Origin of the sequence: Aquimarina macrocephali (assembly GCF_051627225.1) — a bacterium.
GTDB lineage: Bacteria > Bacteroidota > Bacteroidia > Flavobacteriales > Flavobacteriaceae > Aquimarina > Aquimarina macrocephali.
On record NZ_CP151795.1, the window covers coordinates 3,665,612 to 3,683,391 of the forward strand.

A 17,780-nucleotide genomic window follows, 5' to 3' on the forward strand; every position below is an offset into this window, starting at 1 on the left:
CCCTCTTATTTGCTATATGTCGGGATATTAAAGGGCTTAATTTATGAGTGCATAAATAGCGATTTTTTTTAACTTTATTTAAATAAGAATAAAGATCTCTCTTTTAGTACCTGAATTAGAAGATAAGCTGGTTTTCAAGATAAGTCAAAGCGTTGGTCCCTTCATTAAATACCAAATCTAAAATAGAGAGGTTAGGTATAAAACCATATTTGTCTTCAAAAACTTGAATATAAGGTTGAAGATCATATGACTTTGTTTTTTTTGCATTTACCAGATTTCGCAAATCAGTAACTTCTTTGGGATCCTTGTCATATGTAGTAGTTTTAGAAAAAGAAGTATCTAATTGAAGACAGTCTAGTACGACTTGCATACATTCATAATTGAAATCCAGAAGAAATTCTTTGGGTTTTTCAAATAAGTGAACAAATTCATGTTCATAATATTCAAAAAACGGCGAAGTCCTGTAGGCGGTTTCAAGAGATTTCCAATGCAATGCTTGCCATTGAAAATCATTCTCGATACGTACATCTCTGTATAATTGTCTTTCTTGCTTTTGATTATGCTTAATAGGAATGGACAATAAAAGTTTACCATTTGCTCCATAGACATAAGTACGGTTACGGTAGGTTTGTTTTTGATAATTATCTTCGTTTTCAAAAACAACAACATCAGATTTGGCTACAGCTACATACTGCAGTATAGATCCAAAATACATAGGATGGAGTAGGGATGTTTTCAATTTTATGGTACTGGGTGTTAAGCTCCTTTTTTCCTTTTACGATATTGATTATAGATAATCCAGCCAGCTAAAACAATCAGGAAATATTTAAAATAGGAAATCGGTTTTCCATTTCCTCCAACGGTAGTGAACATGCGTTCCCATCGTACTTTGTTAAAAAGCCCTTTAGCATTAGAATCCCAGCTAAACCATACAAAAACAGGTTTCCCTACAATATGATTAGCAGGAACATAACCCCATACACGACTATCTTCACTGTTATGACGATTATCACCCATCATCCAGTAGTAATCTTGTTTAAAAGTATAGCTATCTATAGGTTTGCCGTTAAGGAGTACTTGCGTGCCATTTACAGATAGTTTATTGTCAATTCCCATTTCAGAACCTTCATAGACTTCTATAATTCTTCTGTAAAGGGAGAAACTTTTGAGATCCATTTTCACTGTTTTACCAGCTTCAGGAATATAAATTGCACCAAAATTATCAGAGTTCCAGTTTACTTTACCATTATTAGGAAAGATTTTAGGATCTTTTAAACCTTTTGGAGTCACATTTCTCTGTATACTAGCTATGTTTTGATGATTTTTAAATCGAGAAGCAGCTTCCTCGGTCATACCGTGAGCACTAAATTGTGAATTGTTATATCCAAACTCATTAGGCTTTATTTTATAACGGTTATATAGGTTTTGAAGATTGAAACTGCTACCCTTTGTAGTTCCAGAATATGAAAACTGTAATTGAGCTCGTTCTGGTAATTTAGTTTGTTTTCCATTAACATAGACAAAACCATCTACTACCGCCAGAGAATCCCCGGGAGTACCTACACAACGTTTTACATAATTAGATTTTTTATCTATAGGTTTATAATGATGTTTACCATCGCTATATTGCTGAAAAGCATTTACGGTATCTATTGGCCAGCTAAATACAACAATATCATTACGTTTGATTTTTTGAAAACCAGGTAATCTAAAATATGGGTATTGTGGTTTGTTAGAATATGATTTGGTTCGTACCAGTGGGATTGTATCATGAACCATAGGAAAAGATACTGCTGTCATAGGAGTACGAGCACCATAATGAAACTTACTAACAAATAAGAAGTCCCCGACCAGTAATGTTCTTTCTAAAGAACCGGTAGGGATAGTGTAGGGCTGCATAAAATAAGTGTGTACTATAGTTGCAGCAACAATTGCAAATAGAATTGAACTTACCCATTCTCCTGTTGCGGTTCTTGGTTTTAGATCTCGATCTTCAATATAAGTAACATCGAGCATGTAGTTAACATAAAAGATATAGAATCCAAGAGTAACGATAACCAGAATGGTATCGGTGGTAGAATTTTTCCCAAAACTTCGTATCGTTTCTACCCAAATAACAGGGAGCATAATAACATTTATTACAGGGATAAATAACAATATCACCCACCACCATGGACGATTTATAATTTTCATTAAAATTACAGCATTATAGACCGGGATAAGAGCCTCCCATGCTTTTCTACCCGCTTTATTATATAATTTCCAGGTTCCCAGAAAATGAATAACCTGTAGTATCAGGAAAAAAATAAACCATTCTGTAAGTATCATCTTTTAATATATTTTTTAATATAAGTCCCTTTTATCTGTAAAGTGTTACACTTTTTATAAACCTAGTACATCTTTCATACTATAAACTCCGACTTTATCTTTTAGCCATTCGGCAGCGACAACAGCCCCTAGAGCAAAACCATTACGATTATGTGCAGTGTGTTTGATTTCTATATCATCAACGAGAGAAGAGTATGTTATGGTATGAGTACCGGGAACTTTATCAATTCTTTTTGCAACAATCGGGATGGTATTTTCATCACCTTTATCCAGTTGCCATGCCTTTTTATCTGTATTTTGAATAACTCCCTCTGCTAGTGTTATTGCAGTACCACTTGGAGCATCTAGTTTTTCGGTATGATGAATTTCTTCCATAGATATAGCATACCCTTCTAAAGGGTTCATCATCTTAGCAAGCTTTTTATTAAGTTCGAAGAATAAATTTACGCCCAAACTATAATTTGAAGCATAAATGAAACCTCCTTTTTTTTCATTACATAATTCAAGGATATCATCATAATGATCTAGCCATCCCGTTGTACCGGATATTACGGGAACATTAGCATTAAAACAATTGGTGATATTATTTACTGCTGCGTCAGGAATACTAAAATCAATAGCTACATCGGCTTCAGAAAGATCATATGTAGTATCACCTTTATCTACTTTAAGTACTATGGTATGACCTCTTTCTATTGCGATCTTTTCTATGGTTTTACCCATTTTGCCATATCCCAGTAGTGCAATTTTCATATTTTGGTTGATATTAATTCACTAAGCTCTTAAGGATTAGTATTTCTTAAAAGCTATAGTTGAGTGATACGCCATAATTTGGTTTGGCATTAAACTCATTAAAATTTATTTTTGGTTTGAACGAGAGATCTTCGGTTACGTTATATTGTAATAAGTGAGCCGTAACGTTTGCATCTACAATATTTAAAAGATAAACTCCTACTGTTATTAACAGTGATAATTCTTTATCTCGACGAAAACGTTCTTGCAATGATATTAATTGATCATTTGTTATATTCGGAAACTCATCATCTGTAAAACCTGCCAGTCTGCGTTTGTATATATCCCTAAAGCGATTATACTTATTGTTATTATCGATATAGAAATAAATACCTGTTCCTAATGCCGCATATACGATAGGGATTTTCCAATATTTTTTAGTGTATGCTTGCCCTAATCCCGGTAGAACTGCAGAATAAAATGCTGCTCTAGCGGGAGCCAAAGGCTCATAAGGACGTATTTTCCTTTCCCTTTTTTTCTTTTTTACAGGAACTTCCTCTGTAATAACTTTTAATTCTTCATTTTCTTGAGAAAGAATATTTTGAACAGAAAGTAGTACAAAAAAAATAATATAAAAGAATTTAATCTTCACTATCTATAAGTTTCTTTAAGCGTTTAAAATCTTCTTCTGAAGAAAATGGTATAATAAGTTTTCCACTTCCTTTACCAGAAACTTTTATATCAATTTTTGCGCCAAAATAGTCTGAAAACTCTTTTACCCCTTTGGCAATGTGTTTTGGTAGCTGATTATTAGTAGAAGAAGCCTTGGTATTAGGGGTGTTTTCTGTTTTATCATTAAGAGATCTAACTATTTTTTCGGTATCACGAACAGATAATGATTTTCCTATAATACTCTCATAAATATCCAGTTGCTGTTGCTGATCTTCAATATTTATCAAAGCACGACCATGCCCCATAGATATAAAACCATCTCGCATCCCTGTTTGTACAATAGGATCTAGTTTTAGTAATCTTAAATAATTAGCAATAGTAGATCTTTTTTTTCCTACTCTGTCACTCAATTGCTCTTGTGTCAGACTAATCTCATCGATAAGACGTTGATATGATAAGGCAATTTCAATAGGATCTAAATCCTGTCGTTGAATATTCTCTACCAATGCCATTGTTAATGACTCTTGGTCATTAGCAATACGAATATATGCAGGTATTGTTTTTAACCCAGCTAATTTTGAAGCTCGAAAACGACGTTCTCCACTTACTAACTGATAATTGTCAAAATCTAATTTACGAACTGTGATTGGCTGTATAACGCCAACTTCTTTTATCGAGGTTGCAAGTTCTCGTAATGTCTCATCATTAAAACTAGTACGAGGCTGAAATGGATTTACATCTATACTATTTAGATCTAATTCTATAATATTACCAACTACTTTATCGGCATTTTTGTCCTCTACTGATTGTATATCATTATCAGGATCTTTTAATAGTGCCGATAATCCTCTTCCTAGTGCCTGCTTTTTAGTTGCCTTCGCCATGAATCCTTAACTATTTTTCTTAATAATTTCGTGTGCCAAACTTAAGTAATTACTGGCACCTTTACTAGAAGCATCATAATTAATTATGCTTTCACCATAACTTGGAGCCTCACTTAAACGAATATTCCTCTGAATGATAGTTTTAAACACCATTTCATTAAAGTGTTTTTGAACTTCTTCTACTACCTGATTAGATAATCTTAATCTAGAGTCATACATAGTTAATAATAACCCTTCGATATCCAAATTTTTATTATGGATTTTTTGTATGCTTTTTACTGTATTTAAAAGTTTTCCTAGTCCTTCTAATGCAAAATATTCACACTGAATAGGAATCATTACCGAATCAGCAGCGGTTAACGCATTTAGAGTTAACAAACCGAGAGAAGGTGCACAATCTATGAGGATATAGTCATATTTTGACTTTAGCCCTTCGATTGCTTTTTTCATCATATACTCACGTTGCTCTTTATCAACAAGCTCTATTTCTATTGCAACCAAATCAATATGTGCAGGGATAATATGCACATTAGGAGAATTGGTTTCTAAAATTGCATCTTCAGGCTTTATGGTATGCTCTAGAATTTGATACGTCCCTTTTTCAATAGTATCAACATCTAATCCTAGTCCAGAAGTTGCATTGGCCTGTGGGTCTGCATCGATCAGGAGTACTTTTTTCTCTAAAACACCTAGAGAAGCCGCTAAGTTTACAGAGGTGGTAGTTTTACCTACACCACCTTTTTGATTTGCAATTGCTATTATTTTACCCATGAGGGGAGATTTGGATTTAGTAGCGATAAAAATACAATTTATTATATATTATAAAAATGAAAAATGTTAACAGTAGGAAATAAAAAAGACCATCCCCCTTTAAGGATGGTCTAACGTACTTTTATTATTGTTAATAAATACTTATTTATTTTTTTTTGCTCTGATCATTGCTTCTAGTTGATCCCACATTTCTTCAGGAATTTGTTCAAGAAGATTAAATTGCCCCGCTCCTTTTAGCCATTCACCACCATCTAATGTAACAACCTCGCCATTTACATAGGCAGAAAAATCAGATACCAAATAAGCCGCAAGATTAGCAAGTTCCTGATGATCCCCCACACGAGCTAAAGGCACTTGTTTAGCCATATCGATCTTATCTTTCAAATCTCCTGGTAAAAGGCGATCCCATGCTCCTTTTGTAGGAAAAGGACCCGGAGCGATCGCATTAAAACGCATTCCGTATTTTGCCCATTCTACAGCTAATGATCGGGTCATTGCTAAAACTCCTGCTTTTGCAGTAGCACTAGGTACTACATACGCCGAACCTGTCCAGGCATATGTTGTCACGATATTTAGAACGACAGTATTTTTGTAATTATTTTTAATCCAGTGTTTTCCAAAAGCAAGTGTACAGTTTTTAGTACCTTTTAACACAATATCAATAATGATATCAAATGCACGATGTGATAAACGCTCTGTAGGAGAAATAAAATTCCCTGCAGCATTATTAAGTAATACGTCTACCGAACCAAAAGCTTCTAGAACCTTGTCTCTCATTGTTTCTACTTGATCATATTCTCTTACATCACATTGCACCGGTAAACAGGTACCACCTGTTTCTGATTCTAGCTCTTTGGCCGTGTTTTGCAATTTTTCTAGATTACGTGAAGTAATGGCAACATTGGCTCCAAGTTCTAGAAAATATCTCGTCATAGATTTACCTAATCCGCTACCCCCACCGGTAACAACGATATTTTTTCCTTTTAGTGCTCCATCACGAAGCATTTTATCTTTATAATTCATATTTGTATCAGTATTCTGCTAAGATAACAAGTTATAATCATAAACTATGCATGCATAGTTTATTTTTGTTTTCTTTTTAATGTTTAGCTAAAATACTATTATTTATAATGCTTAAAGTAGTGCGGGATTAAAAAATAATTATCTAATTATTGTGATTACCTATAATCATTAGAAAAGTCATACGTCATACTCTTATAACATTGCCTAATTTTTTTTGTGTATTTTTATAAAAACACTACCACTATTTTTGGTGTGTATTATTTGGGAAAAGGAATATATTATTGAAATTATGATTACAAAAATTAAACAACTATCACGGTACACAATAGCAACATATAATGTTGATTTTATTAGAAAAATTATTTTTAAAAGACGTTTAGTTTTTGAAATCATATTTTTTACGGTGATCATTGGGAATAGTGCTTCTATCTTTGGCCAGTCCAGATCAAACACAAAGGAAATTTCGGGATATGTGACTTATAATGATTTTCCTATAGAAAATGTGAATGTTATAGTGAAGGATACAGATGTAAAAACAACTACAAATAAAAAAGGATATTATAAAATTAAAGCTGCCGAGAAAGAAATTATACAGTTTTCTTCTATTGGTATGAAACCAGTTGAGATTATTGTTGAAGACATAACTAAACGTCTTAATATTGCTATGGTTGATGAGTTAAATAAACTTGGAGAAGTGGTACTTAAGACCAATAAAAAGAAGAATCGCTATGGGGAAGAAGAAGAAGAGTCTACGATAACAACTGCTTATGGGAAAATCAATAAAAAAAGTGTTTCATATGGCAGAATAAAAAAAGTTAAAGGTAAAGAGCTTACTGTTCAGGGAACTAGTTTAATTGAAACATTAAGTGGCGTGGTGAAATATCTGAGTGTTGAAAATGGAAGAGTGAGAATAGTACCAAATATGTCTATTGCGAATCCAAATCAAAGTTTAGCAATTTGGGATATAGATGGTGCTGTATACGAATACCCTCCTAACTTGGCAGTAGGAGATATTGATAAGGTTACTGTTATAAAATCGATATCCGGAACTACAAAATATGGCATGCGAGGATCGGGAGGTGTAATTGTTGTTAGAACGAAAGGGGCTAAATCGGCAAAACAAAAAAAAGGTAAAAAAAGAAAGAAGAAAAAAGGACAACAAAGTGGTTATAGTAATGGAGCCGTTCCTTATACCTCCGTAGAATCAAAAACTCCTTTCCTTACCACTCTGGATACAATTGCTGATCATGAAACATTGTCTAAATTTTTTCAGGGACTTTCCTCTAATTATTTAGAAACTCCTAGTTTTTACCTGGATGTCTCTAAATATTTTAAAACGGAGAAAAATAATAATTCTCTATCATCACAGGTACTATCTGATGCTGAAGATATTTTTAAGAAAGACCCAGAAGCATTGAAAGCTATTGCATATACATATCAGGAACGCGGTTTACATCAAAAAGCTGCTGATGTGTATATCAAACTTGTAGAATTAAGACCATCTTATGCGCAATCATATAGAGACCTAGCAAATGCATATACAGAGAATAAACAATATAAAAAAGCTTGGAATATGTATCTTCAATATTTGCGAGAAGGTAATTATATACTTGAAGAAGGGATTGAAAAAGTCGTATATAGTGAGATGGCATATTTATACACACTAAAAAAGGGAGCAGCTGGTATTAAAGAAAATTCTGAGATTAAAGGATTGGGATTGCAAAATTCAAAAAGCGATATTCGTTTAGTGTTTGAATGGGATACCTCTGAAGCAGAGTTTGCAATAGAATTTGTTGATCCTCAGTCTAGAGCATTTAATTTTGAACATTCTCAGGAAAAGGATAGTAACCGTATTATGGATGAAAAGCAAAGAGGATATTCTTCTAATGAATTTTATCTTTATGATTTGACCGAAGGAAATTGGTTTATTAATATAACCTATTTGGGGAATAAAAAGGATAGACCTTCTTATATAAAAGCCTCGGTATATAGAAATTGGGGTAAGATCAATCAAACTAAAGAGGTCAAACTTTTTAAACTTAAAAGACAAAATTATAAAATGGGACTATTAAAATTGAACTTAAAACTACCTAGTTCAGAATATTGATTACTTAAATAGTTAATAAAAACATAAAAATTACTATTTGTCGTCTTTATGTATAAATACGGCAAAATCTTTGTGGAGTTAAAAAATGAATTAAAATCAAATTCAAAATAACCTTTATAAGGTTGATTTTTTCATTTAATTCTACTCATAATGTCCACAAAAAAACATTCAGCTTTTTTGATGATTTTAATCATGATGACAATGGGGGAGTCTACCCTTTTTGCTCAGTCTAAATCAAACCTAAATAAAATCTATGGATATGTTACTTCAAATAATATCCCTCTAAAGAATGTAAATATTTCAATAAAAGATAAAAACAGAAGGACTACTACAGATGAAAAAGGATATTATTATATAGAGGCGTCAGAAAGAGAAGTGGTTCAGTTTTCTTTTGTAGGAAAAAAACAGGTAGAAGTTATTGTAGAGGATGTTACTCAATTTCTTAATATAAAGATGATTGATGATGTTAATACACTAGATGAGGTATTAGTTACAACCGAGAGTAGCAAAAAACGCTCTTTGGTAAGAAAGCCTGAACTATCTAAACTGAAAACAGCTTATGGAGAAATTGATCTAAGAAGTTCACCATTTGCTTCTAAGATTATAAAAGGAGAAGATCTTAATATAGGCACTATTGATTTGATAGAAGCGATAAGAGGACATATTCAGATTTATGAAGTTACCGTCAAACATGGTAAAAAAAGAGTTAGAATATTACCTAAGCTTTACGCTATGTTTAGTGAAGGAAGCGGACTGGCAATTTGGGATATTGATGGCTTTATTTATGAAGAGGCACCTCATGTTGATTTGGATGATATTGCATATGTAGCCGTGCTTAGATCTGTAGCGGCAAGAACAAAATATGGAATGAGGGGAGAGGGAGGAGTTATTGTCGTTGTAACGAAGAGTTCAATGTTACGAAAAACACTTAAAGCAAAGCTAGGAATCAATGAAAATCAGTATAAAAAAGATGCCTTTTTATATGCAGATAAAGGATCTGATATTATAGATGTTTTTAAAAAAACAGATTCTAATACGAGTGAGAAAGAATTATATGAGATCTATAAAACCTTATCTGTGAAGTATCAAAATTCATCAAGTTTTTATCTTGATGTAGCTAATTACTTTAGACAAGAAAAAGAAAACAAGAAACTTTCCTTGTTAGTGTTATTAGATATGGAAATGAAGTTTGATAAAAATGCAGAAGCACTTAAAGCTCTTGCGTATAAATATCAGGAATTAGGTGAAAAGTCGAAAGCTTTAAATGTTTATAATAAGATTATTCATTTAAGACCATCTTATGCACAATCATTTCGCGACTTAGCTAATGTTTATTCTGAAAACAAAGAGTATCAGAATGCTTGGGATATGTATATGCGATATTTACGCAGAGGTTTTAAATTAGAAGAGAAAGGTATAGAACAAGTTGTTTATCATGAAATGAGATACTTGTTTACCCAAAAAAAGGATGTAGCAAAAATTAAAGAAACTTTTAAGATTGAGGAAGGAGAAGAAGAAACGTCAACCAGTGATATTCGTGTTGTTTTTGAATGGAATACCTCTGAGGCAGAATTCTTATTAGAATTTGTAGATCCTCAATTAAATTCTTTTGTTTATGAGCATTCTTGGGCAAAAAACAGTGATCGTATTTCAGATGAGAAACTAAAAGGATATTCTTCTGATGAATTTTTTATTTATGATTTAGGTAAAGGAGAGTGGCTTATAAATATCACTTATATAGGAAATAAAAAGTATGCTCCCACATATTTAAAAGCAACAGTTTACAAGAATTGGGGAAGAAAAAATCAAACAAATCGTATAAAACTGTTTAAACTTAAAAGCTATAACTATAAGATGCAACTGTTTAAGTTTAACTCAATATTTAGATAATACCTACTTAAATACAGAAATTAAAATCTCTAAAATGGTGATTGCCGCATCACTTATTTTTGTTCCCGGTCCAAAAATAGCAACTGCTCCTGCTTCAAAGAGAACATCGTAGTCATCAGGGGGGATCACACCACCAACAATAACCATTATGTCTTCTCGTCCATATTTTTTAAGCTCTTCGACAATTTGAGGAACCAAAGTTTTGTGGCCTCCTGCAAGTGAAGATACTCCCACGATATGTACATCATTTTCTACAGCCTGTTTTGCAGCTTCAACAGGGGTTTGAAATAGCGGACCAATATCTACATCAAAACCTACATCGGCATAACTGGTCGCAACTACTTTTGCACCACGATCATGACCGTCTTGTCCCATTTTGGCAATCATAATCCTTGGTCTGCGACCTTCTAATTTAGCATATTGATTTGCTAATTCTCTTGCTTTATTAAAAGATGCATCATCTTTTATTTCTTTTGCATACACACCCGTAAATGATTTGATTTCTGCTTTATATCTTCCGAATTCTTTTTCTAAGGCATCACTGATTTCTCCTAACGTAGCTCTCAGTCTTGCGGCTTCTACTGCTAAAGCTAATAAATTTTGACTTTCATTAGTCGCTGCTATAGTTAAATTATGTAATGCTTTTTGTGCAGCCTTCTCATCTCTAGAAGCTTTTACTTTATTAAGCCCCTCTATTTGCTGGGTTCTCACAGCTTGATTATCTACTTTTAGAGTACTAATAGCCTCTTCTTCTTCTAGTTTAAATTTATTAACTCCTATGATTATATCTTGTTCGCTATCGATTCTAGCTTGTTTACGTGCGGCAGCTTCTTCTATTCTCATTTTTGGAATTCCTGCTTCAATAGCTTTGGTCATTCCTCCAAGTTCTTCTACTTCTTCAATAAGCTTCCACGCTTTTTCGGCAATATCGTTAGTTAGGGATTCTACATAATAACTCCCTGCCCATGGATCAACTGTGCGGGTAATCTGAGTTTCTTCTTGTAGGTATATTTGTGTATTTCTGGCAATTCTTGCAGAAAAATCTGTAGGCAGTGCAATGGCTTCATCTAGTGCATTGGTGTGTAAACTCTGTGTTCCACCAAAAGCAGCAGCACTTGCTTCTATACAAGTACGAGCCACATTATTAAATGGATCTTGTGCAGTAAGACTCCATCCACTGGTTTGACAATGCGTACGGAGCATTAAAGATTTTGGGTTTTTTGGATTAAACTGCTGGATCAATTTGGCCCATAGCATGCGTGCAGCACGCATTTTAGCAATTTCCATAAAATGATTCATGCCAATTGCCCAAAAGAAAGAAAGACGTGGTGCAAATGAATCGACATCCATACCTGCTTCAATCCCTTTTCTAATATACTCTAACCCATCTGCTAATGTGTATGCCAATTCGATATCACAGGTAGCACCAGCTTCCTGCATGTGGTAACCAGAGATACTTATAGGGTTAAATTTTGGCATATTCTTAGAGCAATATTTAAAAATATCACCAATAATTCGCATAGATGGAGCGGGAGGGTAAACGTAAGTATTACGTACCATGAACTCTTTTAAGATATCATTTTGAATAGTTCCAGAAAGTAGATTTTTATCTACACCTTGTTCTTCTGCAGCTACAATATAAAATGCCATAATGGGTAAAACAGCTCCGTTCATAGTCATAGAAACAGACATTTTATCGAGTGGAATCTGATCAAATAGAACTTTCATATCCTCTACTGTATCGATCGCTACTCCGGCCATACCTACATCACCAAACACACGTTCATGATCACTGTCATATCCACGGTGTGTAGCCAGATCAAAAGCTACAGATAGTCCTTTTTGTCCCGCAGCAAGGTTTCTGCGATAAAAAGCATTACTTTCTTCTGCAGTAGAAAAACCTGCATATTGTCGTATTGTCCAAGGTCTACGAACATACATTGTAGAATATGGACCACGTAAATAGGGAGGAACTCCAGCAGAAAAATTAAGATGATCTACATCACTAATATCATCTTTTTCGTAAAAGGATTTTATATCAACTCCCTCTGAAGTAGTAAATGTAGAAATCTGTTGCTGTTTATCAAGGGTAACTTCTTTTGATAACTGGATATGTTGTACGTCTTTTCTATTCATTACTCAAAACCTCATTTTTTAAAATGATAAATTAACAAGGCTATAAAATTAAGGTTTTAAAAACGATTTTTATTAAAAAAAAACGGATTCGAGTTTAAGTTTTTAGAGAATAGTAAAAAAATTACTTAAATGCCTTTTCGATAACCATTAAGATAGAGTAATATACATCAAAAGCTATAAAGTTTTTTATTTCTATTGCACAAAATTCTTTGTCCGGAATATAATAGATTCTTTGTGAAATTAATGAAGTACTAACATTACCATCTTCTTCTAGAGTAGAAATAATATCTTTAAAGTCATCGCTATCACTTGTGTTTTTAAGGCATTGAATATATCCACCTCTATAATTGAAAATTAAGATTTCTTCTCCATTTTTTTTACTTGTAGTGGGCGTAGACTTTTTTACAGCTTCTTGATTTTCGTATTCGCTTAATTTGATCCAAAGAGAGGTTTTATTATTAGCAATCTTTTTGAATTCTCGAGCGAGTTTAATAGAGTTATCAGAGGGGAGTTTTCTTAAGTCAATTGATAAACTGGCAACCTCGGCTAAGAAAGTTCGATAGGTTTTTATAGAGTCTGTGCCAAATTTATAGTGAGCAAATAGGTCATTCTCAAAAGAATCATATGCTTTTTTTATGATACCGGTTTCATCTACACTAAGGCAGTCATAACCAGACTGAGAATAAGTCACCTTTATGCATATAAATAAAGTTATGACTATAATTCTAGATCTAATCTTCAGGGGCATTGATTTAGATTTAGTAATGTTAATGTATAGGCTAAATTTTATAATTCAGCCGGGAAGTTAACAATTAGTTAGCAAATATTAACGTTTTATTGTGTTTTTTTCTTAAATCCGAAATTATTGCCGTTGTTTTTTGTGAAATTCAATATGAAATAAAATAGGGGATAACACCTTAAATGACTTATGTATAGGTGTTATATTTTCTTAGGTAATTACCCAAATGCTTTCTCTATTACTAGCAAAATAGAATAATAGATATCAAAAGCGATGAAACTTTTTACCTCATGAGTGTTAAATTCTTCTCTTGGTAAATCATGCAATCTTTGTGCGATTAGAGATGGACTTACATTACCATCAAGCTCTAAAGTATTTACAATATCCTTAAACCCTTCGCTATTGCTATTGTTTTTTAAGCATTGAATAAACCCACCACGATAATTAAATGTCAAAACTTCTTCTTCTTTTTGTTGAGTAGTTTTTGGGCCAGAAGTATTTTTTGAAGCTACCATTTCTTCATCATATTGACTTAGTAAAACCCAAAGAGAATTTCTGTCGGTAGCTTTTTTCTTGTATATACGCGCTAGTCGTATAGAATTCTTAGAAGGAAGCTCTCTTAGGTTTATGGATAAGCTATATACTTCATTAAGAAACGTTTGGTACGTTCTTATGGTGTCATTGTTAAATTTATAATGATGAAATAAATCTTTTTCAAAGGAATCAAAAGATTGTTTTAGTAATCCTTGATTGTCAATCTTGAGGCAGTCAAAATTTTGTTCAGTGGCTTGAGTATTACCTGTAGTACATATAAATAGAACTAAAAAAAATAATACAACCGTATATTTAATCTTTAGGGGCATGAGATTAATATTTAGTTATAAAAAAGTGTTGCTTCCTTGTAAAGTACGAAAAATTAACGACTTATGCTATGAGTTCACGGTTTTTCTTTCTATTTCCTGAGGCAATCTTTTTGCTATTATTGGAGATAAAAGTGTTTTTCGAACTCTTTTTTCTGGAAATACCGGTTTTTGAAATTCTGGAATATGTTCTTCGGGATTTTGATATTTATTGGTCCCTGTTAATATAATTTCTTGATTATCGAATAATTCTTGCTCTTTTTCGGCACTCTCTTTTATTTTTTTCTGAATAACCCCTGATTTTAACTGGTTCAGGAAACCACCGCCTTCTTCAATATTTTTAAATATTGATAATGCCTTATCGGCCATTTGTTTTGTTAAACTCTCAATATAGTAGGATCCTGAAGCGGGATTAGCAACCAGATCAAAGTAGCTTTCGTTTTTTAGAATTAAAAGTTGATTTAACGAAATTCTCGTTCCAAAATCATTTTCGAGATGATAAATATCGTCATAAGGTAGATTTTGAATGGTATCGGCACCTCCTAATATTGCACTCATACATTCTGTAGTAGTACGTAACATATTTACGTTATAATCCAGAATGGTCTTGTTTCTATGTGATGGATATGCTAAAATATGACACTCTGTTGTAGCGTTATATTCTGGAGCCAAAGTGCTCCATAATATTCTAAGAGCTCTTAGTTTAGCTATTTCAAAAAAGTAATTACCACCTACCGCAACTTTAAAAACTACAGGTGTTTTTTCTAAAAGTGTACTTGTAGCGTTTTCAAAATGATTTAAGTATTCATTGGCATGAGCTAATCCATATGCTAATTGTTGTACCATTGTAGCACCAGCATTTTGATACAACCCTATATTAATACTAATACTGTTTTTAAGATGTTTATTCTTAGTGATTTGATCTAATGAAGCATGATCTTCTTTTAATGTCTTATACCAGTTTCCTGTACTTGCCAGATTATTAATAATATCTGTTAATATATAGATACTTAGATTAATTTCTTTGGCAATATCATTTAGTTTTTGAACATAAGAAGAAGAAAGAAATTCAGTTTCTATAAAAACAGAGGTATCAGAAGTAATATGTTGTAAAAGACTTTTTGGATCAATATCTTCTTGTGAGATCACAAAATGAATACTTTCGGCACCTTTTTTAATAGCTTCCAGAGCTTTTTGGTTACCAATAATTGCTGTACTAACTACTATTTTTACAGAATTTTTCCAAGTAGAAGGATGAGATACAGAACCGTTTTCGATACTGTCCTCCTCATTGTAAAAAGGTTTTATATCAATGCCTTCTAAAGATTTATAAATCAATGCTTCATTATAATCTGCACCTTTGAGATCAAATTGAATTTTTTGTTTCCATTGTTTTGCAGAAACTTTTTCAAAACCATCGAATAGGGATTTAGTCATCTTTTTTGTTTTTAGGTACACTATCTTCATACTCAATAATGTATATTTCTTCATTATCTCGCTTCATAAAATATTCTTCTCTTGCGAATTTTTCAAGCTCGCTACTGTCTTTTAATACTTTAATATCCTTCTGATCCTTTACAATCTCCTTCATATAGTATTCTTTATTATCTTCAAGCTCCTGGATTTCCTCATCTAATTCTCTATGAATCAACCAGGAATTCGTGTCAAAAAACAGCATCCAAACTATAAATAACAGAATAATGAGCACATATTTATTTAAAAATATGGCAAATATCGGGATCAACGCCGGTTTATTTTTTAGTTTCTGAAAATATTGTTTTAACTTCAATCTAATTGAGAATAATATTCGTTGTAAAGGTACAAAAGTTAATTCAAGCGTTCTTTAATAATGGTACGTACAATATCAATAGCTACATTATTATAGTTGTTGTTGGGTATAATAAGATCAGCAAATTCTTTGGTTGGATCAATGAACTGTTGATGCATAGGTTTTAATGTGTTTTGATATCGATCCAAAACTTCATCCATATCACGTCCACGCTTTGCTATATCCCTTTTAAGTCTTCGTATTAGTCGTTCATCACTATCTGTTTGTACATATATTTTGATATCAAACATTTCCCGGATTTTTGGGTTGGTAAGTATTAAAATTCCTTCAACTATGATTACTTTGCTTGGCGCTGTACTAACAGTTTCGCTAGTGCGATTATGTTCTACAAAAGAATATACAGGTTGTTCTATTGTTTCGCCTTTTCTAAGTGCGGTCAAATGTTGACCTAATAGTTCGAAATCTATAGATTGTGGATGATCAAAGTTTATTTTAACTCGTTCTTCGTACGCGAGATGACTTGTATCTTTATAGTATGAGTCTTGTGATATGACACAAACTTCATTTTCTGGTAATTCATTTACAATTTGATTGACAACAGTAGTTTTTCCACAGCCTGTTCCTCCGGCGATACCGATAATTAGCATTTCTGATTTTTTTGACAAATTTAAAGATTGTTTTTGAGTAATTGCGCATCAAATTTCTATTGTCGTAAAAGTTATAGTGTACCTTTTGTCGGATCAAAGAAATATACAAGAGATTTTATCACGGATGATATAGGACTCCAGAGGAAGAATCTTTTCTGGCTCCGGTAACAGATTGCAGGCAATTTATTTCATTTCTTTCTCTAAGTACTCCCATAAAAGCAAAGATCAGTGCTTCTTTAAAATCAATAATCTCTTCTGATGGAATAACTACTGTCGCAAAACCGTCTAATTTTTGTTGCAATATTTGGATAAGAAAATCATTTTTTGCGCCACCACCGGTTACCAGTATAGAACTGTTTTTATGTTTAGTTTTTTTAATTGCATCTGCTATTTGAGTAGTAATATGGTGAACAGCTGTATGTAAAAGATTTTCTGTAGTATCCTGATTATGAACGATAATTGGAATCATTTCTTCGGTAAACCATTCATATCCCAAAGATTTTGGAAACGGAAGCTTATAATATGATAGATTATTTAAAGTATCTAGTAAGGCAGGATTTAAGGTACCTGTTCTAGCGATCGCCCCACCTTTATCATATGCTTTATCTATAGTCGAACAAATAAAATTAAGTAGCATATTGGCAGGCGAAATATCATAGGCAATTCTTTTTCTCCCACTATTAAAAGAGATATTGCTAATTCCGCCCAGATTAAGACAAAAATCGTATTGATCAAATAATAACTGATCACCTATAGGAACTAGAGGAGCTCCCTGGCCACCCAGAGCAACATCATTGGTTCTAAAATCACAGATTACCTTTTGCTCACATGCATTGGCCAGATGTTGCCCAGATCCTATTTGATATGTTAATCCAATCTCGGGTTGATGAAAAACAGTGTGACCATGACTGGCTACAAAATCTACCTGAATGTTGTTTTGATTCATGAATTTTTTTACCTGATTACCCAACCAACTTCCATATTCGTTATGAAAAGCCAATAAAGTTGCTGGTTCGAGATGTACTGTGTTTTTTAATTGCTCTTTAAAAGTAATGTCATAATCAATACTATCAGTATTAATAATAGAGAATATCCAGGTATCATTTTTCTTTTCAAATGAGCAACAAACGATATCCAATCCGTCAAGAGAAGTCCCAGACATTAAACCGATTGCAGTGTATTGATTTTTAACCGAACTCATA

The 17,780-nt window shown here is 32.8% G+C and carries 16 protein-coding genes; 2 read left to right on the top strand and 14 right to left on the bottom strand.

Annotation, left to right across the window (positions count from 1 at the left end):
* Window positions 1-115 precede the first annotated feature (115 nt).
* The 7 genes from AAFU52_RS15940 to AAFU52_RS15970 all read right to left on the bottom strand — a co-directional run bounded on the left by AAFU52_RS15940 (window position 116) and on the right by AAFU52_RS15970 (window position 6,410).
* Window positions 116-739, bottom strand: a complete 624-nt coding sequence (locus tag AAFU52_RS15940) for a WbqC family protein (protein ID WP_438422589.1) — start codon at window positions 737-739, stop codon at window positions 116-118.
* A gap of 17 nt (window positions 740-756) precedes the next feature.
* Entirely contained in the window at window positions 757-2,328 is a 1,572-nt protein-coding gene (gene lepB, locus AAFU52_RS15945) for a signal peptidase I (RefSeq protein WP_438422591.1), read from the bottom strand.
* Window positions 2,329-2,382: 54 nt separating this feature from the next.
* Window positions 2,383-3,081 carry a 4-hydroxy-tetrahydrodipicolinate reductase gene (dapB, locus tag AAFU52_RS15950; RefSeq protein WP_438422593.1) on the bottom strand — a complete coding sequence of 233 codons (699 nt, stop codon included), beginning with the start codon at window positions 3,079-3,081 and terminating at the stop codon, window positions 2,383-2,385.
* Between the two features lie 46 nt (window positions 3,082-3,127).
* The gene (locus AAFU52_RS15955; RefSeq protein ID WP_438422594.1) at window positions 3,128-3,712 is read right to left on the bottom strand and encodes a DUF5683 domain-containing protein; all 585 of its coding nucleotides are present in this window, start codon (window positions 3,710-3,712) and stop codon (window positions 3,128-3,130) included.
* Window positions 3,702-4,616, bottom strand: a complete 915-nt coding sequence (locus AAFU52_RS15960) for a ParB/RepB/Spo0J family partition protein (RefSeq protein WP_438422595.1) — start codon at window positions 4,614-4,616, stop codon at window positions 3,702-3,704. Before AAFU52_RS15960 ends, AAFU52_RS15955 begins: the two co-directional genes overlap by 11 nt.
* 6 nt (window positions 4,617-4,622) lie before the next feature.
* Window positions 4,623-5,387, bottom strand: coding sequence for a ParA family protein (locus AAFU52_RS15965; RefSeq protein WP_024768663.1), 765 nt, complete (start codon window positions 5,385-5,387; stop codon window positions 4,623-4,625).
* A gap of 141 nt (window positions 5,388-5,528) precedes the next feature.
* Window positions 5,529-6,410 (bottom strand): SDR family oxidoreductase, encoded by an 882-nt coding sequence (locus AAFU52_RS15970; protein ID WP_438422596.1) that lies wholly within the window; start codon window positions 6,408-6,410, stop codon window positions 5,529-5,531.
* A 289-nt stretch (window positions 6,411-6,699) separates the two neighbouring features.
* On the opposite strand from AAFU52_RS15970, the gene AAFU52_RS15975 reads away from it, so the two are divergent.
* The gene (locus tag AAFU52_RS15975) at window positions 6,700-8,517 is read left to right on the top strand and encodes a carboxypeptidase-like regulatory domain-containing protein (protein ID WP_438422597.1); all 1,818 of its coding nucleotides are present in this window, start codon (window positions 6,700-6,702) and stop codon (window positions 8,515-8,517) included.
* 150 nt (window positions 8,518-8,667) lie between these two features.
* Window positions 8,668-10,407, top strand: coding sequence for a carboxypeptidase-like regulatory domain-containing protein (locus tag AAFU52_RS15980; protein WP_438422598.1), 1,740 nt, complete (start codon window positions 8,668-8,670; stop codon window positions 10,405-10,407).
* Between the two features lie 3 nt (window positions 10,408-10,410).
* Here AAFU52_RS15980 and scpA read toward each other — a convergent pair whose 3' ends face one another.
* From scpA to AAFU52_RS16015, 7 genes are all read right to left on the bottom strand, one after another.
* A complete protein-coding gene (gene scpA, locus AAFU52_RS15985; RefSeq protein ID WP_438422600.1) occupies window positions 10,411-12,543 on the bottom strand; it encodes a methylmalonyl-CoA mutase in 2,133 nt (710 codons plus the stop codon).
* A gap of 121 nt (window positions 12,544-12,664) precedes the next feature.
* Window positions 12,665-13,234 (bottom strand): hypothetical protein, encoded by a 570-nt coding sequence (locus tag AAFU52_RS15990; RefSeq protein WP_024768658.1) that lies wholly within the window; start codon window positions 13,232-13,234, stop codon window positions 12,665-12,667.
* A gap of 266 nt (window positions 13,235-13,500) precedes the next feature.
* Entirely contained in the window at window positions 13,501-14,145 is a 645-nt protein-coding gene (locus AAFU52_RS15995) for a hypothetical protein (RefSeq protein ID WP_438422602.1), read from the bottom strand.
* A gap of 66 nt (window positions 14,146-14,211) precedes the next feature.
* A complete protein-coding gene (locus tag AAFU52_RS16000; RefSeq protein ID WP_438422603.1) occupies window positions 14,212-15,579 on the bottom strand; it encodes a methylmalonyl-CoA mutase subunit beta in 1,368 nt (455 codons plus the stop codon).
* Window positions 15,572-15,850, bottom strand: a complete 279-nt coding sequence (locus AAFU52_RS16005; protein WP_438422604.1) for an FtsB family cell division protein — start codon at window positions 15,848-15,850, stop codon at window positions 15,572-15,574. Before AAFU52_RS16005 ends, AAFU52_RS16000 begins: the two co-directional genes overlap by 8 nt.
* A gap of 119 nt (window positions 15,851-15,969) precedes the next feature.
* Window positions 15,970-16,578, bottom strand: a complete 609-nt coding sequence (udk, locus tag AAFU52_RS16010; protein WP_438422605.1) for a uridine kinase — start codon at window positions 16,576-16,578, stop codon at window positions 15,970-15,972.
* Window positions 16,579-16,696: 118 nt separating this feature from the next.
* A complete protein-coding gene (locus AAFU52_RS16015; RefSeq protein ID WP_438422606.1) occupies window positions 16,697-17,779 on the bottom strand; it encodes an anhydro-N-acetylmuramic acid kinase in 1,083 nt (360 codons plus the stop codon).
* Between the last annotated feature and the right edge of the window lies 1 nt (window position 17,780).